The sequence below is a fragment of the Winkia neuii subsp. neuii DSM 8576 genome (assembly GCF_000420405.1).
Taxonomy (GTDB): domain Bacteria; phylum Actinomycetota; class Actinomycetes; order Actinomycetales; family Actinomycetaceae; genus Winkia; species Winkia neuii.
In genome coordinates this window covers 14,781-34,818 of the sequence record NZ_ATUW01000009.1, presented here as the reverse complement: position 1 = coordinate 34,818, position 20,038 = coordinate 14,781, and the positions used below count along the sequence as shown (strand labels likewise).

Annotated in this window: 15 protein-coding genes; 1 reads left to right on the top strand and 14 read right to left on the bottom strand. The window is 55.8% G+C overall.

The genetic code is table 11. From position 1 onward, the window contains the following. Positions 1-400 precede the first annotated feature (400 nt). Complete coding sequence (locus G437_RS0108630; protein WP_024332162.1) at positions 401-601, top strand: hypothetical protein; 201 nt, start codon at positions 401-403, stop codon at positions 599-601. A gap of 137 nt (positions 602-738) precedes the next feature. Here G437_RS0108630 and G437_RS11435 read toward each other — a convergent pair whose 3' ends face one another. The 14 genes from G437_RS11435 to G437_RS0108555 form a co-directional block, all read right to left on the bottom strand. Then, complete coding sequence (locus G437_RS11435; protein ID WP_024332161.1) at positions 739-999, bottom strand: hypothetical protein; 261 nt, start codon at positions 997-999, stop codon at positions 739-741. 1,196 nt (positions 1,000-2,195) lie between these two features. Beyond that, positions 2,196-2,381, bottom strand: coding sequence for an isochorismatase family protein (locus tag G437_RS0108615; RefSeq protein WP_024332159.1), 186 nt, complete (start codon positions 2,379-2,381; stop codon positions 2,196-2,198). Next, complete coding sequence (locus G437_RS11360) at positions 2,360-2,512, bottom strand: hypothetical protein (RefSeq protein ID WP_155845689.1); 153 nt, start codon at positions 2,510-2,512, stop codon at positions 2,360-2,362. The genes G437_RS0108615 and G437_RS11360 overlap by 22 nt, the downstream gene beginning before the upstream one ends. A gap of 62 nt (positions 2,513-2,574) precedes the next feature. Then, a complete protein-coding gene (gene brxL, locus G437_RS0108605) occupies positions 2,575-4,665 on the bottom strand; it encodes a BREX system Lon protease-like protein BrxL (protein ID WP_024332158.1) in 2,091 nt (696 codons plus the stop codon). Then, positions 4,662-7,199, bottom strand: coding sequence for a BREX-1 system phosphatase PglZ type A (pglZ, locus tag G437_RS0108600; protein ID WP_024332157.1), 2,538 nt, complete (start codon positions 7,197-7,199; stop codon positions 4,662-4,664). The genes brxL and pglZ overlap by 4 nt, the downstream gene beginning before the upstream one ends. Before the next feature lie 2 nt (positions 7,200-7,201). Further along, positions 7,202-10,798, bottom strand: coding sequence for a BREX-1 system adenine-specific DNA-methyltransferase PglX (gene pglX / locus G437_RS0108595; protein WP_024332156.1), 3,597 nt, complete (start codon positions 10,796-10,798; stop codon positions 7,202-7,204). After that, positions 10,795-14,349, bottom strand: a complete 3,555-nt coding sequence (gene brxC, locus G437_RS0108590) for a BREX system P-loop protein BrxC (protein ID WP_024332155.1) — start codon at positions 14,347-14,349, stop codon at positions 10,795-10,797. The genes pglX and brxC overlap by 4 nt, the downstream gene beginning before the upstream one ends. Beyond that, positions 14,346-15,014, bottom strand: a complete 669-nt coding sequence (locus G437_RS0108585; RefSeq protein ID WP_024332154.1) for a DUF1788 domain-containing protein — start codon at positions 15,012-15,014, stop codon at positions 14,346-14,348. The genes brxC and G437_RS0108585 overlap by 4 nt, the downstream gene beginning before the upstream one ends. Next, the gene (locus tag G437_RS0108580) at positions 15,014-15,652 is read right to left on the bottom strand and encodes a BrxA family protein (RefSeq protein WP_024332153.1); all 639 of its coding nucleotides are present in this window, start codon (positions 15,650-15,652) and stop codon (positions 15,014-15,016) included. The genes G437_RS0108585 and G437_RS0108580 overlap by 1 nt, the downstream gene beginning before the upstream one ends. A 128-nt stretch (positions 15,653-15,780) precedes the next feature. Then, the gene (locus tag G437_RS0108575; protein ID WP_024332152.1) at positions 15,781-16,095 is read right to left on the bottom strand and encodes a hypothetical protein; all 315 of its coding nucleotides are present in this window, start codon (positions 16,093-16,095) and stop codon (positions 15,781-15,783) included. A gap of 4 nt (positions 16,096-16,099) precedes the next feature. Continuing rightward, on the bottom strand, positions 16,100-16,360 hold the full coding sequence (locus G437_RS0108570) for a hypothetical protein (protein ID WP_024332151.1): 261 nt from the start codon (positions 16,358-16,360) through the stop codon (positions 16,100-16,102). A 38-nt stretch (positions 16,361-16,398) separates the two neighbouring features. Then, positions 16,399-17,349 carry a restriction endonuclease gene (locus G437_RS0108565; protein WP_024332150.1) on the bottom strand — a complete coding sequence of 317 codons (951 nt, stop codon included), beginning with the start codon at positions 17,347-17,349 and terminating at the stop codon, positions 16,399-16,401. Positions 17,350-17,401: 52 nt separating this feature from the next. Further along, positions 17,402-19,057, bottom strand: coding sequence for a BCCT family transporter (locus G437_RS0108560; RefSeq protein WP_024332149.1), 1,656 nt, complete (start codon positions 19,055-19,057; stop codon positions 17,402-17,404). Between the two features lie 299 nt (positions 19,058-19,356). Beyond that, complete coding sequence (locus G437_RS0108555) at positions 19,357-20,001, bottom strand: endonuclease III domain-containing protein (RefSeq protein WP_024332148.1); 645 nt, start codon at positions 19,999-20,001, stop codon at positions 19,357-19,359. Positions 20,002-20,038: the final 37 nt, after the last annotated feature.

Genomic DNA, 20,038 nt, shown 5'->3' with positions numbered 1-20,038 from the left:
GCGGCGGTCAAAGCTAACATTAGCCGAAGCCGCTTTCGTACACCTTTTCGGTGCATACAAACTCTCCTTCGAGTATTGATAGGGAACGTTTTCCAACAACTTTGTTGGGTATTCGCTCCAGTATAAGTAGTGGTGACCTGCGTTAAGGTTGGTTTTAGAAATTAATCAACTGGTTTGCGCAATTTCTGTGCCGGCGGATGTGCAGGCAGGTTGCCACACACGGTATGGGAAGGTTTCGCGAAGTATGGTGTTTCCCTCGCGAAACCAGGTCGAACTCGCGAGTCATGCTGTTGTCAACCAAGATTCGCGGATTCGGCCAGAGCTCGCGAACCCAACCTCACTATTTCGCTTGATGCTCTGTCGTCCATGGATTACAGAGGGCGGGGCTACCATGGGTGGTATGAAGTTCGGTATGCGTACGCCATCTTTGACCCGTTCTATTAAAGCCCGCACTACGGGGCGTGCGAAGAGGGCGATTAAGCGCGCACTAATCCCCGGTTACGGCCGTAAGGGGATGGGGTATTTGAAAAATCCTAAGCGAGCGGCCAAAAACTCGGTGTATAAGCGCACCACATTCAGCCTCTGGGACATGTTCAAATAAGTTTCGATTCGGCTGTGCTCTTCGACGAAACACAGGATCAATACCCAAACTGCCCCCTAAGGTGAGCCTTTTAATAGTTAGGCAAAAAGCAATTCTGACATGGAGCTACACAGGCAGCAACAGTGGCTAACAAGAGCCTATTTGTTGAAGAACTTCTCTCTAACTTTGAATACGGCTATTCCGATGATTAGGATTCCTAATTCGAGGAAGTATGTGGCAAGAAATTCTTTTGGAACTGCCGAGATCCCGTGAAGTACCCAGTCGAGGCCACTCATGTAAAGTGCTAGGGGTAGTGGGGTGATCAGGATGATCAGTGCACTTGCCACTAGGGCTTTCAGCATGCTTGGCTCGCGGTAATTAGGCTTTTTCATGTTGTCCAATGCTACCGTTTTCCTCACGCCGCATGTGCCTACCTGAAATGGGATCTCTCCTGGTATTCCTTTCGGTAACGATGGCGCAAGGCACTATGAATTCCGCTGCTGCGCTAAGACCCTCCGTGCTCCGATCGATTGCGGTCCGCTTTACTGGGCCGGATGCGTTGCCACAGGCGAAGCAAATTAGTTCTACTGCAATTTGCAGGCATCTTTCCCTTCCCCTTTCGATTCGGGAGTTTCCAAAATTTATTTTTCGCCAAACCTAATTGGGTGGAAAGCCCTATTGAACACATCAAGAATGCTATTTTACAGAGCAAACGCACGGTTTGCCAGGATTTCAAACTAGGTAGAATGATGCTAAGAAAGAAACTTGCGGTCAAGAACGTCCATATGAATAGTCTATTGGCTGCTTTTGAACGTTGTTGTTTCCTCTTGCTCAGGGTAGTAGTCAGGAGCGCTGCAATTGTCGTAGCCGAGAGGCTGCTATAGGGGGACGTGCAGTCAGGATACAGCTCTTTGAAAGCCTGTCTTACTGCCCTTTCACGACGCACATTTCGATACATATTTTCACCTAGGGTACAGTTTAAAACTGCGAAAATGCCTACTACGAGGGGCGGGAGGACTTTGCGCAATGAGGCATTTGGCTGGGAATTAATTTTGCAACTAATTATTAGGAAGCTTATTAGCGCGAATACTGTCAGGCATATGTTGGCAGCTACAAATGGCTCCCGAAACAGTCCAGGGCCCGGATCCCAGTCCCTCAACTTATGTTGCACATTCTGGTGAAGTACTTCTCGGCGAATGCGTGCATCGTATTTTCTTATACGACTATTTAGTTCGACAGAGCCGCTCGGCTGTGGTTCTGAACAGAGGTGGGCGGCAAGCTTTGCGCGATGACCGATTGCCTTTTCGAGGGCGGAAGTGTTTAGCTCCTTTTGGTAACCGAGCCAATCTAGAATACTTCTTGCTCCCACCAGGGCCAAAAGAATCGGAAGAATAGCTGAAAACGCTGATAGCACAGATGTAATAACGGAAATGATCATCTTCTATTCCTACCGTCCGGTCTCTACGCTCTCGGTAGCCAAGCGCAATTATACGTGGTGAAGTCGTGTGGTTGCGCGAGGCGTGGAAGCTTTTGTCCGCCATGGCATGTCCGCGAAACCGGGCGCCTGCTGCCTAGCTTCGCGGATCACCGCCCAGGGTTCTCAGGTGTTGAACTTCTATTCCAGCGCCGTGATGATCGTGCTCGTGTCGCGAACTTGTGCCATCGCAGGGAATACCTTCTGGATTGCCCGTTGGTGTACTTCAATATCCATGTCGGTCACCGCATCGGAGGCAACCACCACGATGAAGTCCAGTTCGCTGGCCGCGCGGGCAGTCGACTCTACCCCGAATCCCGTTGCCACGCCGGCTCCGGCAAAGAAGCAAATAAGCCGTACCGGTCCGGGTGAGCCTGCACAATCGCGGCCGCCTCGTTATTTACTTGCTTGGCCAAAAGCTCGGTGTACAAGCGCACCACGTTCAGCCTCTGGGACATGTTCAAATAGGTACGCCTTGCGTATAGACGAGGACGCGAAGCCCGGCCCGAACCCGAGCCCCCTAGTCCTTTTTGGTGGCCGTGAAGGTGAATGCTTTTGTCCGGCGGCAGTGGGCCACCCGGCGGCGCGGATCGAAGGCCCCATCCGACGTCCACGGCAGGTAAATGTCCATCCCACGCCCCAGATCAATGATCCACCCGGTATCAGTGGTTATTTTGCGATCGTGGCCAGCCTTGCCAATCTGGAAGCTGAAATTCAGCCCGTACTTGGCGAAGTTGTTCTGTAACTGTTCCAGCATGTCCCGCTGATTTTCAGCCCACTCCGGGTGCTCCCTGTCGCAGTCAGTAAGTAGCCTTACATCGACGGTCTCTCCGCGGGGTTTGACCGCCAAAATGGTGGCCAGCACTTCGTACAGGTTCTCTACCTGATAGGGCATGCGAACGTACGGGTCAACAATCTCAACCTTCGTGGCTCCTACTAAGTAGTCCACGAGCAGGCGCTGTAGGCTCACTCCCAGCTTATTCTCTGGCACCTCAATCCGGCGCTCCCGCGCCCCTGCCGCCTCAGCCGGCCTGGTTGCGGCCACCTTTGCCGATTTAGCCGTACCCGGCTTTGCTCGCTCGCCGCTCGCCGCCCCGTCCAGGCCGTCCTGTGCGTCGGCGCCGAACAGCTCCGGGTAGTCTAGCTCTTCCTGGGTTACCACCTCGCGCGGATTCCCTCCCGAGGCGGGCGCGTACGAGAAGTGCAGCCCCGACTCGCGCATGGTCGCATCCAGGCGCAGGATCTGTTCTTTTACCCTGCGCCGCCCTTCGATCGCGTACCGCAGCAGGTCTTCAACCTCGTGCTCATCGGCCTGCCCGCTGGGGTGCACCAGTTTCATCAGCCCCGAGAAGGTCTTGCGCACCGCGTCCCGGTCGCGCGTAGACATTTCCTTGTCCAATTCAAAGTATTGGGCAAAACGCCCCGAATAGTCTTCGGCCCTAAACGCCCGCAGGGCCTCAGCCAGGTAGTCGACCACAAACCCGTAGCCGCGGTTGAACAGTTCGGGCCGGATCACGTCTACTTCCCAGCCGGGAATGTAGTAGTGGATGCGATCCATGTAGGCGGTGTCGTGGTAGGCCTCCGGGAGCGACTCAAACAGGTCCGAGTTGGCCAACATGGCGGGCACGGTGTTCGCCGTGTTGCCCACGAACACCATGGACGCTTCCGCAGTCACCGGCGAATCCCCGCGTGAGAATGATTTGTTCGCCAGGTAGTTCTTCATCGTGTCTACCAGATTCTGCTTGACCTTTTTCTTGCCGGCGAACTCGTCGAAGGCCACCACGTCCCAGAATCCCACCAGCCCAATCTGCCTGGTGGTGTTGTTGATGAATAGTTTCGCCAGCGTCACCTCGCCGCCCGAAACTAGCATGCCGTGCGGGGATAGCTCCGAATAGATGTGCGATTTGCCCGTACCTTTTGGCCCTAACTCGACCAGGTTGTAGTTGCGCTCAACGTAGGGGATGAGCCTGGTCAGCTGCAATAGTTTTGCGCGCCGGCTGAGCTTTTCCGGGTTGAACCCGATCGAGGCGATTAGCAGGTCGATCCACTCGGCAGTTTCAAACTGCTCCCGCGCGGCCACATACCCATCCCGGTCAAAGAACGGCAGCTGGATCGCGTTCAGGTTGGTTACGGTCCACGGCCCCTCTTTAGGTTTGCCCCCAACCGCTACGTCTGCCGTGTAGGTTATGTCGGCCATGCACCACACGCCGCCGGTAAGTAGCCGGTCGTTGCCCTGCACGGTCTGGTCAGATACTAGCGCGTCGCGCACCCCCAGGTTCTCAAAGGCGGCCACATACCTATCCTTGCGTTCGTCCAGGCTCACAGAGACCTTGTCAATTATCCGGTATCCGCGCTGCTCGCGGATGCGCGACTTTATCAGTTCCGATTCGCCGCGGTTCACGTAGTGTTTCGCCAGGATCTTGCGCACCGATTCCACGCCTGCGGCGATCTCGGCCTCGTTGGTGCTTGCGCAGTACTGGGCGAGCAAAAACTCCAGCACGTAGGTGGGCACAACCGCGTTGCCTTTTACCTGTTGCACCAGATCTTTGCGCACTATGTAGCCGGGAAAGTATTCGGCTGCCTTTGCTTCTAGCTGGTTGCGTTCGCTCATATGTCGAATCCTCCAAAGGCATTAAATCCGCTGCGCAACAAACGCACCTTGTGTTCGGCCACCGCCGCTACCTGGTTTCCGTTTACCAGCTTATGCGCTCTGATGTAAACGTCTTGGTTGTTGTGTGCGTTTGCGTCGGCCGTTAGGGCTAACTGCACGTTTCGGTTGCGTTCTTCTTGGCTTTGCGAGGGCGAATTCACCTCTACCGTCACCAGGTCAGATAGTAGCGCCCCATCTTGGGCGTACAGGCCAATCTGGGCGGTGAAGGGCGCGGTCTTTCCACCTACCGGGTCCTTTTGCACCAGACGGGCGGAGATCGCCGGGGTGGTGATCGCAGTTTGCGAGTAGTGCAATTCGATCCGCGCGTCTTCTGCCTTATTCTGCCGGCCCACAGCCACCGTAATAACCGGGATAGTGATTTCTTGCAGGGAAGCCCCGCCGTGCACGAACTGGCGTCCTTTCCCGCTCACCCGGTGCCGGCGCAGCCCTCTAGGTACGGCCACGTCCAAGCCGCCCGCCAAGCCGATTTGCTCCGCGGTGAAGGCAGTCCAGTTGTTGTCGGTCTGTAGGTTCTTGCCGAGGGCGTAGCGCCTTTTCATCTTGCCCACCATCTGCTCTCCGGCGGGCACCTGCCCTTGCAGCACAGTGTCGTTGTCTTCGAGCGCCCGCTCCTGGTAGAGGAAGCCGTGGTCGGCAGTAATTACTATGCGGGCAGTGTTGGCGTAGTTTGCCCACTGCGCGCAGAGCCGGCAAAGTGCCTCGAGGGTGCGCTGGCAGCCCCCGGGCGTGTCCATTTCGGAACTGCCCGAATCCCCAATGGCATCGATTTCGTTGTGGTAGATGTACACCACGTCTCGCTCGCGCACATAGTCGCGAATCTGGTCCCGGTTCATTGACCTGGCATCCTCGAAGGTGAGTGCCCCGGCCCGCCCTTCAAAAGCGCTGGCCAGGATTTGGTCGCGCCGCTCAGTGCCCTCGGCCGAGGTGCCGTCTAGGCGCACCTCCGCCTTTTCGGTAAATTCCAGTTGCCCGTGTGGCAGCAGTGCCGCCATCCCCAACTTGGTCACCGAGGGCAGCAGCGTGTACCAGGGCTCGGTTTGGGCAGTGAATCGGCCCTGCCGGTTCAGCTTTTCTTCTAGTTCTTTGCCCACTTCGAAGCGCAGCGCGTCCGAAATGATCACAATGGTGCGCCTGCCCGAGCGAGCATTGAGCGCCACAAACCTATCCTGCCTGGACGGGGCTGACTCGCTTCCCCGAGCCGGGATCTTCCACCCGCCCAGCTGCCTAATTGCCGTGTCCCATTCGTGGGCTAGCGGCTGCTGGTAGTCGTAGATGTATGCGGTCTCCACCTGCTTTTTCAGCACTGCTATGGGGCTGTCCCCGCCGGTGCCGGCAGCAAAGTACAAAAACTGCCGGTAGGCCTGGTCGATCTTCCACCACCTATCCGTGTACTGGAAAAACCCGTCTGCCGCGTCGGCGAACAGGGGCTTGCCCATCGTGCGGATCAGCGTCAAGCATTCGGCCCCGCTCAGCAGGGCCTTCCAGGTATTTCGCGAGCGCTCATACCAGATGGTGTTTTGCCTTTCGGCGGCAACCTTGCGAACCGCCTCCGCATTGGTGGAGCCAGCAACCAGCTCGTCTGCCAGCTGGCGCACCAGCAGCTCGTCTACCCCCGGCACCGTTTTGTTGTGCAGAAGTTCGCCCGCCGGCCGGGCCGACAGCTGGCGCAACGAACCGAGCTTTTCTGCCGCGTACGTTGCCCACGCCTGAACCGCCTGCTGGTTGGGCAGGGCGTTAAACCAGCTCCTAAAGTCGGCGCGCGCGTTCGCGTTGGCGCTTTCGGGCCAGTTGTTTTGTTCCTGCAGGAACAGCCACAGCACGAGGGCGGGCAGGTTCTTTTGGCCGTCGTAGTTCCAGATCTTGGCGGCCCCATCCCAGAAGAAATCGTCGAGGCCGTACTTGAGCAGCGGGAATTTCCCTTCGGCCGGTTCTTCGCCGGCGGGTGGGGCTGCGCTGGAGGCCAGCTCAGCAAATAGGTGCGAGAACGAGTGGTCGGCCGTGCCCAACAGGGTGGAGGTCATCATTGCCAGCAGGGTCTTTGAATCGACGCCGTCGCGCAGGCGTGAACGCAGCTTGGTTACGCGGTCGCGGGAGTTGAAAAAGCCCGCATGAGCGCGCATAGTGGCCACCAGTTCGTCCGCGGTCAGCCCCAGTTCAGTTGCCTGTAGCGTGATGGAGTCGGCGCGGAACGTGGCGTACCCCAGCCGGATGTCTGCCAGCCAATCGTCTTCTACCGGGGGTAGTTCGCCTTTCCGGTACAGCACAAACTGGTCTTTTGGATTGTCGGCTAGGACGCGGATTTTTACCGAGAATTCGTTGCCGTCCATCACGATGATGGGCACGCCCAGTAGGGTTTGCATCTGCTCGATGATTTCGGCGTATTCGCCGCTCAGGTCTAGCCAGGACACGATGCGCGAGTAGATGAGTTTGTCCCGCAAGGTGTGCGCTAGTTGGTCTAGGTTTGTTCCACTCATTGCTACTCCTGCCAGAATTGGGTTCCAGCTTTTTTGCGCTTTTTATACCAGTCGCTAAAGCCTTTTTGAGGGCGCAGCGCGCTCTTTTTCAGCTGTTCCCTGCTGCCGCTGATTCCGTAGGCAACCTTGTTGTAGTTGACCCGCACCCCGTCATCCAGGTCGATGCTCACCTTTCGGATTGACAGGGGGTAGAGCGAATCGTCGATGTAGGCGGTTACGTCCGTTAGGGCGGCTTCCACCCATTTGAGGCGTTTCCTGAGGGCGGCCTGTTGCGGCCTAGCGGCGGAGTCCAGCTGAGCTTGCAGGTCTTTTACCTCGGTGGTGAGCGCATTGCGGTAGGGGGCCGCATACTTGGCGAGCACCTGGCCCGCGGTGGCGGGTGTGTATCTGTGCTGGTAGATGAGCGCCTTGAAGTAGCCTTTCGGGGATTGGAACATCCAGTAGATTGGCCGGTTGGAGTACATGGCCTCGTGGTTCTTGATGAATTCTTTGTCCAGGTACTTAAAGAGTCCCTCCCGGTAGTTACTAGGGAGGGCGGGCGCGGTGAATTCACTCTTCTTGCCCGAGCTCTTCACATTCAAACACTGCACCAGGAAGGCCAGGTTCTCCTCCAAGTTTTCCTCCCCATACATCGCCTTGATCGCTTCCTGCACGCGCAGCAGCGCGTCGTCGGCAAAGTAGCCGTCGGTGAAGGGAATGATCCCATCGTCGTCCGGGGTAAGCGTCGGCTCTGGCACCTGGGATAGGTAATCCTGCAAGCTGGCCCCCTGATCAGCCAAGATCAGCCCTGGCTTGTCCAGCGAGTAGCGGCCAAACCACAGCCCAATGATGTAAGAAATCAGCTCCTGCGCCGCCCGCTGGAAGAACAACCACTGGTACTCCTCCTCCGAGCGCGACTGCCCCCTCTCAGGCACAAAAGCGAAGTAGGGGTTGGAATGTAAAGAAACTGTCGAAAGTTCTTCAACACCGCAATTAGGAACTGAAAAAATGTTTGCCCAGTACTCATCGAAATGAGTAGCTTTGTATTTTATGGCTTCTGCTTGATCAACAGAACTCCGATAGTGAGCAAGGAATGATTTGGCCATTCGAGATTCTCGCGCTTTAGCGACGGGAAACACGTTAAAAGTCTTGCTGGTTTCGCATTCATTCAGATCTTCGCTGCATATGCTAATAATCTCCTTAACTTCCTTTGCTATTTTCTTATTCGCCGATACAGAAGGTAGTCTTTTTATGTCTCCTATTACAAAATTTAGTGTTGGAGATAGAGCACTCAGTATAGTCGTAGCGGAGCTAGAATTTAGGAATGATAGCGTGGTCCAAAATTTATCGTCTACCCTACCAAAAATAGAGGGACCGGCCGAGTCGAATATGAAGCCTGCTTGATAATAACGGAAAGCGGATCGAGAACTTGTCACCCACCCCCAGGAGAGAGATGGCTGCGTAAAAAAGTTCTCGGCTCTTATATTAGACTTAGGAGAGTGTTTTATCGCGGCACCATCGTTGTGCCAATATACTACGGTGTTTTGGTATGAAAACCATCGGTTCCCTCCGCCAGCCTTATTGTAAGGGATCCAGGTAGATTGGATTGAATCGCCTCGGATAAAATGATCGGGCAGGATGTCGCCCCTATTAACCTCATGCCATTCTCTGAGGAATCTGTCGTTATCCCCTGTGTCCATGCCTTTTCTAACATCAAATACTTCGTCAATGTGTTCATCTGATTGCAATATTTTTAGGAGCGCGTCGGGGAGCCAATACACAATCGGAGACCCAGGAATTGCCTGGAATGAGTCTGAGGTGCGTCTATAAAACCATCCGCAGTCGGGATTCTTGATTGCTTCCAGAGCTTTGGGCCGCTGAAGCTTTGGGCCGACAAAGTCTGCTAGCCTTACAAATCCAGTCTGATAATTAGGATGTGGCGAATTGATTAGAGTGAATGTGCAGATTGGTACCGTTGCGCCGCTAAATCCAGAATATTCCAGTTGGATGAGACTGGTGATGGTGCACGTCTGAATCATCCATTCTCTAAGTTCTTGGTACGTCTTGATAAACATCCACACAAATGGGCTCATAAATCCCATTTCTGCATCTGCTGTGCCTAGCGCAGAAGATCTATTAAAGAATGCCGCGAAAAGATCGGCTTTGAAACTGGGGTAGTTCTTCTGAAGATATTCAGAGAAGAGTGAAGAAAGTTTTTTTCGTCCCGCATATGGCGGGTTTTCAACGATTGTCGTGTACTGGTTGTTTTGCAGGGCTTTAACTATTGTTGCGGCGGTTGCTAGCTCGTCAGGGTCGGTGCCCATTAGTTGCGCATCGGTAGCGTTGGCCAGCTGTTGCAGTACTGCGTAGGCTCCGGCGGGGGGTTGAATTAGCGAGCCGAAGGTGGAGGCCTCGCCCAGCTGGTCGAGCAGCTTGTTCAGCTCTTTCAGGGCAGGCAGCTGCTCGGCGCTGCCTGCCAGCTGGTCGCAGATGCGCTGGTATTGCTCGGGGGAGATGGGCGGGATTGCCACGGAGCGGATATGCACAATGTTTGGGCTGGCCACCCCGGAGCGCTCCAGGTAGCGCCTGTCGTGCTCTTGCGCCTTCATGGCCAAGGCGAAAGAAGCCAACTGTACCGCGCGGCGGTCAATCTCGATACCCGTCAGGTTGTGGGTGAAAATCAGGTTGGCGATCTTGGAGGTAGAGTAGCCGGCCTCGACGTACATCTGCCACAGCAGGTCGAACGTGTACGTTAGCATGTGCGCAGAACCGCAGGCAGGATCAATGATGCGGAACTCGGTGGGATCCCCAATGGCCAACCCGGCATCTTCTTGCCCCTGGGCGGCGGGTACCAAGTACTCCATCTGCTCGCGTAAGGGGGAGGCAGGGTGGGCCCGCAGCCACTGTTTGCCCACCGTGTTCTGGACTAAATACTGCACGATCCAGTGTGGGGTAAACAGCTGGGTTACAGGGGCTAGCTCCTTAGCCGTGATCTTCTTCTTTGAGTCGTTAATTTCGGCTTTTACCTGCGAAATGTAGTACTGGTACAACCAGCCAATAGCTTCCACATCTTTGCAGACATCCTGGTCCATTGCCTGCACAATATCCAGGCGCACGGACGTAGCGGATAGCAGATCGCCTGGGGCTAAATAGTTCACCCAACTATTCGCCTGCGGGAACACCTCGGGCATGGCCTTAGACCACAGCTGGAAGTAGGCGGTAAGTAAGGCGACGTAAGCCTGCCGGTCTTTCCTGGCCAGCAGCAGGTCTGTTACCTGCGCCTGCACCTGCGGATCAATCTTGTAGTCGAAGCTACCCTGCCTGGCCTGCACCAGGCACTCAGGCTGGTTAGACCCCGGCGGGGGAGTCACCACCTGGTAGGTACCCGAATAGGAGTGCGCATCCATGAACCGGGCGGCAGTCAGCCGGTTGAACCACGAATAGGCTGCCCGCTCTGTAACCCCATCCTGGCCGAACGCGGCGATCGCATTCGTCAGCGAGGTGCGCACGTGCCCATCCGTGTCTGGGCTGGCAAGCAGGCTAGACAGGCGCACAGCCACCTGGTCGGTCAAGCTAGCCCGGGCAGAAGTAGCTAAAGATTCTAAGGACAAAGCACTCACAGCGTCACAACCCCACCATCGTCAATAAAATCTGCCAACTGCCCGCGTAGCTGGCCCAAATACTCATCCAGTTCCTGGGTAGAACTGATCGTAGCCAGCGAAGAAGAGCCAAGGAAAGAAGAAATGCTCTTCGCCCTGGGCTGCTTCGACACTGCCGACTGCGGGGCAGGCTCTGCGGCCGGGGACGCATCCGCGTCGCCAGGGGCAGCAGGAGCGGGGGTAGGCACGGGGCTTACGCGCATCAGCTCGTTGACCCAACTGGTCTTAGCCGCATTCAACTTCAGCTGCAAACTAGACAGCTGGGCCGAATTAGCAGAACTAGCAACCAGCTTCTCGAACTCGGCAATAGCATTACCCACCCGCTCGCGCGAGGCCTCACTAGCCTCACGCCACTGCTGGGAGGCGTGCACGCCCTCGACAGCATGGGCCAATTCGGCCGCGATCAGCCGGTGTTGCTCTTGTGCAAGCGCCTTTTGGGCGCGCTCTAAAGACTCGGTTGCTACCTTCAGCTTCGGCACCAGGTTGTACAGGTTGGGGCTTTCAAGCAGAGCCTGAATTTGGCCCGGCAGTTGCGCATCTGCCCCCGGCAGATCGTAGTTTTCCGGAGAAAGAGCCAACTGCCTGGCTTTTTCGGCCAGTGGAAGATGCTTCTTAAAGAACTCCCTAACCGGCTCTATAAAATCCTCTTTCACATCCAACAATTCTTCGAGGCTGGCCATATTCTGCCCGTCCATGAAGAAATCGACATTATGGGTAACAGAGAATGGCTCGAAAGCCTTAATCACCTGCTCAGTCTGGGCGGCAAACGCAAAATCGCTTTCGGCTACCTGGCGCATATCCTCAATCACCTTGTAGGCGTACCGGGTAACCTCCTTAGGAGCCTCGCCGGCCTGCTGCATCTGCGGCCACGCGTTAGTCAGATCGTTGGCCACCGCCAGCAAACGGGCAACCTGCGAGTGGTCGTAGGTCTTCTTCTGCTCCACCAGCAGCGACTTGTGCTCGCTGCGCGTTGCCAGCAGCTGCGCCAACTGCGTGCGCGGAACCGGCGCCTGATTGTGGGACACCTCCAACTTGTTATCGCGCACGCCCCTAGCAATAATCGCCAAGGTTACCGCCGCCGGCCACCCGCACGGGGCACAGCGATAGTGCTCCACAGCGTCGGAAACATAAGTAGATTTGCCCTCGCGCTGCCTGGTGGTGGCAATCCACTGGGCTACCTCGTTCGCCAAGCTAGACAGCGTAGCCACCTCGGGGCTGGTGAAAATGCCGCCCTCGTCCTCTTGCAAAGCAAGGCCAATATTCGACTCCGTCCAAGATAGGAAAGGCTTCACCTCGCCAATTCGGTTGTAGACCGTGGCCACCACCCGGCCCAAGGCAGCCCTGACCGCATCCTTAGCGCTAGCCCTAGAAGAAGGCGAGACCTCTAACCCATTTACAAAGAAACGAGCGTTCTTAATCGAATCGGCAATATCCTTCTGCAACGAAGCGTTACGCTCGGCGTTATTCGCCTTGTGCTCAACAATAAACCTAGAAGCACTACCCTGGGCAGAAGTCGAATTGCGGCGCAAATAATCGTTAGTTTTATGCCACGTTTCAATCTCGGAGTAATGCTCATACTCCAAATCCAACAGCACAAACAGGTCCCTCTGCGAGCCCACCGACCGCTGCGCAACAATCCCCTCGTCCACGCCCGCGTTCGGGGTGTAATAGCGGATGGCAATCTGCTGCTCGGCCCCCACTTGCGTATCGTCGACAAACATGCCAACGTTCAAGTCCATCTTCGAATCCGGGTAACGGTACTTAGTAGCATCGCTGCCAAGCGCCGACACGATGGCGCTCTTCACGTAATCCCACACCTGCGAATTAGAGACCGGCATACTGTCGATCTCGCGCTTAATATCCTGCTCCTCGTTAGTCAGATACTCGTAGGTGCCATTCGGCATGCGCTGAACCAGCACCTGTCGCTCAAGCTGCTTGAGCGCCTCCTCGATGTCAGCCTCAAGCTGGGCCACGTCCTCGTCCAAATCGCGGCGCAACAGCACGCGCAAATTCTTAGGATCCTTAGGGAAATTCTGTACGTACCGCACCAGCAACAGAGCCTTGAGCACCCGAATCGCCAACGGGTTGGAATCCCTAAACTGCGCGAGAGCCCTCTGTACGTTCAGCTTAATATCCGAATTCAGCGACTGATCCATACCGTCGTAGAACTGGTCAAAGGAGGCAAGCACCCCCACCTGCTTATTCTGGATATCCTTCGCGATCTGCTGGGCAACCCCCAACAGCGAACGGGCCCCCACCGAAGAATGCCGGCCCGTAAACGCGCCCGCAGAAGACAGGCCAATCATAGTTTGGGTAAACATGTCGAACTGGTAGTTCACAAACGGGTAAGTATCAACAAACGAGGAGGCAGTGCAATAGTTCCTATACGTCTTCTCCCAATTCGGGAAGCTAAAAGCAGACTCAAACTCGGCCTGATGGGCAGCATAAACCTGCCGCAGCGCAGCGGAGGCTTGATCCGTTTTAGTGAGCAGACGCTTCGAAACAACCTCCTCCACCTCCTGCGTAGACAGGTTAACCTGTGTGTCGAAGCGGCCCTGAATCTTCGAAAAATCATCCCCGCGCCTGTCAGCCAGCTCGCCAAGAACCGAAGAAAGCTGCTCCTGCGAAGTGACAAACACCGACGAGCGCCCCTGACACTTCGAAAACAACTCCTCGGTAACCGTCTGCAGCGAGAGCATCAGCTTAGTGTCCGTGCCAATGTACTGGCCGACCTCGTCAATAAAGAAATTCAACCGGTAAGTGGGGCCCTGCCGGTCGATCCAATCGCGCACCTCTTCGGCAAACCCCTCAGCAGACAAAGCCAAATTGTCGCGATAAGTCTTAATCGGGTTAGTAATAGGGGAGCCAATCTGCGCGAGCGCAGCCTCGGCATCGCCATTCGCAAACAGGGCCGCCTTGCGGGCATCCTCCCACCGCTTACCACCCGACACCTGGGTGAAAGCCTCCTTGAACTGGGCCAGCTTGTGCAGCGAATCCAAATCCCGCTCCAGGCGGGCCACCGCCAAATCGCGGTCGTAATAGCCGCAGGCGCGGTAAAACTCGCGGTAAAACACCCCCAGCAGCGCCAGATTCTTCGAAGACTGTGCCTTGTCATCCTTCGCATCGATGTTGAACAGCAGCGACGTGGCCGGGATAGCCGCCGCCTTCTTCAGCGAAGCCTGCAAAAACGCGTCCTGGTCGGCCTTCTGAAAAAACTGTTCGGCCACAAAATCCCGGCTCACAGACGAAGAACCCTGCACGTCACCGAGTAGGAACGACGTCATCTTGAGCAGGTGCGACTTACCAGAACCAAAAAAGCCCGAAATCCACACGCCATTCGACTTAGGGTGAGGGCTAGTGTACTGCTCCAAAATACGGGAAAGCCCATTCTTAATTTCGGCAGTGAACACGTACTCTTCGACCTCGAGGCGCACGTGCTCGTCCTCGCTAGCCTTAATTACCCCGTCAATAGTGCGGTTAATGTCCTTCGCATACATTTCAGCTAGCTTCATGATTCATCCTCGATAGTTTCCAATGCGTACTGCTGGTCCAAAAGATCAAAAGCGCGGTAATAGTTATCTTCACTAACCTGGTCAAACAAGACTAGGGCCGAACCCACCGTAGGCGACTGGCGGTAAGAGCCCGGGAAAGTAAGCACCACGGGCACATCCCCCGTGAGCGGCTGCAAACAATTCAGCAGCCGGTGAGCGCGCATGATGGGGAACAGGTGGTGCACGCCAGAAAGGATCACCACCCGCGAATCGGGGGCCGCCTGGATTCTTTCGGCAATAGCCGGGGCAAGCACCCGTTCAGCATCCAAGATTTGTGCCAGCCCGTCGGCAAAATCCTGCCTGTCCATTTCGCCTTCCTGAGCCAAAATCTGATCCCAGTAGCCGCAGTCGCGCCAAATTTGTAAGGCCAACTGGTAGACGTCAACGTGCAGGGTTGGCACCGACTCGTTCAGGTGCGAAAGCATCTGCCGCAGGCTCTGGTCGAAGGAACGATCCCACTCGATGCGGTAACGCAACACGTAGTAGGGGACCTCGTTGCCAAGGCCCTCCCTATTCAAAAACCGCCGCGAGGCCATCACCCTCAGAGCAATATCTAACGTTTCTTGTAGCGAAGGCGGATACTGTTGGGAGCGCCTAAAAGATGCCGTGTGAGACTGCTTTGACATCACGCACCTGCCTGATCGTTGGGAAGTAATTCAAACTGTTGCGGGGGCACCGGAAACGCCTCGCGCATAGGCCAACCCCACTTGCCTGGGGCGGCCACGACTATTTGCGCAACCTGGGTGGGGATGAAAACCTCTTGCGGAACGTTGTGCCTGTCCAAAAAACCCGCCTTGCGCGCCTGCGTGAACACAAACTGGCGCACCTTATCTATTGACTTGTCGCTGCGACCCTGCAAATGGGGGTGCCAGAGCGCCTTCTGCTTCCAAAACTCCAAAAAATCCTGGTCGGTAGTGGCGCTAGCCTGGATCAGTGCGTGATCGCGCAACACTTCGCGAGCAAAATCGGCCGTTAGCCGGGAGCGCAAGCAAAGAGACAGCCACATTAGAAATTCGGCCCCCTGCAGGCCAGACGCCAAATACTGCCAGGCCGGCCTGCCCAGCGGGGCCAGGCGGGAGGCAGTAAGAGAAGCCATTGCGCGGCGGTGGTTTCCGCCCTCGATACGCACCAGATTTTCGGCGAAAAGCCGCTTACTAACCTGGGTTTGCGGGAGGCCTTCAAGGAAAAGTTCGGCGGCTTCACGGTAGCCGGCAAGCATGAGCGTGCCCGAAGTAAAACCGAGCTCGTAGCCTGAATCGGACATCGCCCTCCCTTGCGAAACACACCTGCTGAACACACTAAGTGTAGCCGGCAGCGCCCCCAAATGGCTCCACCGCCAACAGTAGAAACGCGACCCGCAGCAGGTTGGGCGCAGGAAGGGGTGGGTGGCGTCTAATAAACTCGCAGTGAGTCAAATGGACGTTGCTTGAGCTGCTTTGTGTTAGAACCGTCTATTTCATATCCCAACTCGGACAGTGCAGTTACAGCAAGTTCGGGGTGTTCCGCAACCATTGCCTTTACCTGAGATTCACGGTAATCCGCGCGGGAGTCTTCAAGGTAGCGCTTCCAGTTGTCCTGCGCGTCTATGCCGAATTCCGAAACTGCCATCTGCAGCACATCTTCAATACCTGGCCGAAATCTGCTGCCACCTACGGGCAGGTGCAGGGTGTTGAAAGTCGGAAAAAATCCCTGCTCATCTAGATCCAATTGGTTAATGGCCGACTCCCTCTAGGTAATCCAAATCTTCCAGCTTTTCGAGTGCCACTCGCTGTGCCCACTTCAGGCCTAGCTGCTTGTCAAGATCCAGCAGCTGTTCACGTGAGCCGTACTGGGTTACCAACGCGTCACGCATGCGCCGTATCTGGTCTGTGCTGAGACGAACCGGTGCTCCGATAGTATGAGGCACCGGCGCCGCATGAGTCGCCATCGTGGCTCCTTTCAACATCAGGGCGATGCCCTGGCGAGTTTTCATAAGTAGTCTATACGGCGCCACAGACAAATGAGACGAGGCTATTCCTCGGCAAAGAAATCCTGGTCAACTCTGTACAGGGTTACGGTCTGGGATTTTTCCACGCCCACCCCATAAGCCAACATCAGGGAAGTCAGCTGGATACCGTCGATCAGAACAATGTTTGAACGCATATACTTGGCCGCTTCCAGGGCCGCCTTGGTGAACGTAGAAGACGTAATAAAAACCCCGCGATCAGCCGCCTTACTAGCCATAACGCCGGCGAACTCATGGATAGGAGCGCGCCCAACCGGATTGTTCTGGGCATACCGCTTAGCCTGAACGTAAACATTTTGCAGCCCAAGCGGATCCTGGCGAATAACCCCATCGACGCCCCCATCGCCGCTTTTGCCCAAATGCTCCTTAGTGCCACTATGGCCGCCATAGCCCATGGCCCACAGCAGCTCGATCACGGCTTTCTCAAAAAACTCCGGGGAAGAATCAAAAAGCATCTGCCGCAGTTCCGTTTCGACCTCGGCGTTAACATCCCTAACTAGCTGGTCGATCCGAATCTGAGGATCCTCATTTACCTGATCCGCACTAATCTGCTGGGCACTAGGCGAAGTGTGCCCACGCCGCTGCGCAATCTCACTTTGGTACTGCTGCCACATAGGCCACTCGCACATATCAGCTTCGCTGTACTTTGCGAGCTGCCTGTTAGCAACCACCTTGCCGTCCTCAGTAATCACATAAACGCCCTTAGACGGCCTAGAAAGAAGGCCCGCCTTCACAAAAGACGAACAAGCCCACGCCGCCCGATTCCGGTAAATCGGTTGCCCCGTAGGGATCGACTTTTGCCTCTGCTCCTCAGTGAGCCCAAGATAATCCGCAGCCGCTTCCCGAATATCGCGAACCTTCCGGGCAGCACCGTCACTCATCACGGCAAGTACAGCGGGCCGGAAGCCATCAATCGTAGGAATGCCCTCCTCGCAGGTGGGAACGGAGATGGCCATATTGCCTCCTTCAGCAGCTAAACAATGTCAGTTTATAGGGCGGGACCCCCAGCTATAGGGCGGGCCCCCCAGAAACCTCCCGCTCTTGCCGTTTTGCTGTACCGGACGCGCCCTCGCCCTCGCCCTTGCCCTGTTGCTTCCGTTCGGCCAGGCGATATTTAAGGTCGCGAACCAGGCTGGGACGCTCGCCGTCCAGGTAGTTGTAAAACCGCTCCGGCTGGCGCGAAACATAGGCAATCCCACTACCCAAACCAATAAACAAAAACAGGTTGGGGAACCCGCCCAAATTCGACGCCATCTTGATGCCGTCGATGCCGCCGAAACTAATGACGATCCAAGTAACCGCGCCCACGGTGGCTCCCCAAACAACCTTCAAGGCCTGTTTACCAGCAGGTGCCTTCCCAGAAGTCGGCATACAAATGTCGGCCACAGCCGTAGTATTCGAATCCGAAGCCGTAACAAACGAAATAAACACAATAAACAAATAAACAGGGATCACAATTACGGCCAGGGGCATCTGCTCAAAAATCCCGTAAACAACCGATTCGGGGCCGCGCTCTTGCATAGCCTGCCACAGGCCCACCCCATGCTTGTCAAAATAAATCGCAGAGGAAGAAAAAATCGCCATCCACAGCGAAGAAAATAGCGACGGCAACACAAAATTCGCTACAATCACCCGGCGGAAGGTGAACCCCTTCGCAATAGAAGCAAGGAACGTGGCCGTAATGGGCGTCCACGCCAACCAATTACACCAGTAAAAAATAGGCCAAGTCTTATTCCAATCCTCACCGTGGGCCGTGCCCATCGCCAACGACAATTTAGGAAAATCCGCCAGAAAAGCCCCAATCGATTCCGTACCAGAAGAAAAAATGTAGGCGGTCGGGCCAAAAACCAGCACAAAAGCGAAAATAGCCAAATATACCTTCATGTTCAGCTCGGAAAGCTTACGAATGCCCTTCATAACCCCAGAAACTGAAGAAAGCACAAAACAGACCACAATAGCCGTAATAATTATCGCCCACGAAACCGGGCCCGAAGGGAGGCCAAACTTATTTTCAATGCCACCCGCAATCGAAAGCGCACCCGTACCCAGGGAAGCAGCCATACCCAGGCCTAACGCAGTAAGACACACCGCATCAATAACGCTCGAAAAACGCAGTACGCCCTCGCCAAAAATAGGCACCAACCCCGAAGACAGCGAATGCGGCAAACGCATATTGTGGAACGCAAATGCAAAACTGACCGTAGCCACCGTGTAAAGGGCATAAGGGGACCACGTCCACTCCAAAAACATGGTCTTCATAGCAAACAAGGCCGCAGCAGGCGAATTTGCGGGCCCACCCGCCTGAGCTGGCGGCTGGTGAAGGTGGTAGAGGGGCTCAGCGCAAGCCCAAAACAAAATCCCCGCCGCGATCGTAGTGCAAAGCGTAATCCACACCAGCGAACCAAACTTCATAACAGGGCGGGCAAGCTCCCCACCCACCTTCTTTGACCCGAGCGGTGAAAAAGCCAAATACACGATCAAAACGACCGCAATAAACGTGTTCCAGTTAAACAGCCACCCGAAATTGTCCAGAATGAACGAAGTCGTAAAATCCAGGCCGCGCATCAAAATGTCGGCTCCCACCAGCGAAATCGCGAGCATCGTAACCAAAGCCAACCACGGCACAGCAAACACGCCAACACGAAAACGCTTCTTAGAAACCATAAACTCACTTCCTGTAGACGGACGCGGCCAAGATGGGGACCAAACTAGCCGCAACAGCCGGGCAGGGTGCCGCGGCAGTCGACCTCCCACAACAAGGCGGGATGCGCAAATGCGAAAGCGATAAAAATCCAGCTAAAGCGGCCCGCGCGTCAACCTGAGCGAGCCCCGCAAACCCCAACAACTTCGCAGGAGGGAACATCCTAGTAATATCACATCGATATGACGCAGGCCCGGCACGCACATTTAGGGGCAGTTGCAAGCAACATGCGCTGGCGAGCTCATAGTCGGACCACTACGGTTTACGGACTCGGGAAACTACCCACCTGCAGCAGAGGGTAGGCGTCGGCCCAGCCGCCCACTTTGCGGGCAATCTTGCTTGCATCCACAACCAGGCCATGAAACAGGGCCAGCTCCTGGGCCGAAAACCCTTCCCCAGCCACCTGCGCATCCAAGGCTTTCTTCGCCGCATCATAGGTCCGAAATTCACCAAAACCTGCCGCCGCCAACAGCCGGCGCGCATACAAGTCGTAAATAAACACGCCCCGGTTGTAGGCATACAACAAAATGTCGTCAGCGGTCTCGGGGCCAACCCCGCGCAAAGCAAGCAGCTCGGAACGCAACCGGCCAGTATCAAGGTGGGCTGCGGCCTCGTCACGAGCCAAAAACCACTCACTAACAGTACGCAAATACCGCGACTTCGCGTTGTAATAGCCGGCAGGGCGAATCAGCTGCGCCAACCGGTCCGCCGGCAGAGCCAAAATCGCATCCGCCCCGAGCGCCCGCTCCCGACGCAAATTAGCGAGCGCCAACTCCACATTCGTCCAAGCCGTATTCTGCGTCAAAATCGCACCGGCAACAATCTCAAACCGCGACTGGGCAGGCCACCACGTGCCCGCACAAACCTGGCTTGCAAGCAAATCAAAAAGAGCGCGAAAAGCCGGCACCACGCCTCCTAAAAAACTAGCCAAACCCACACTAACG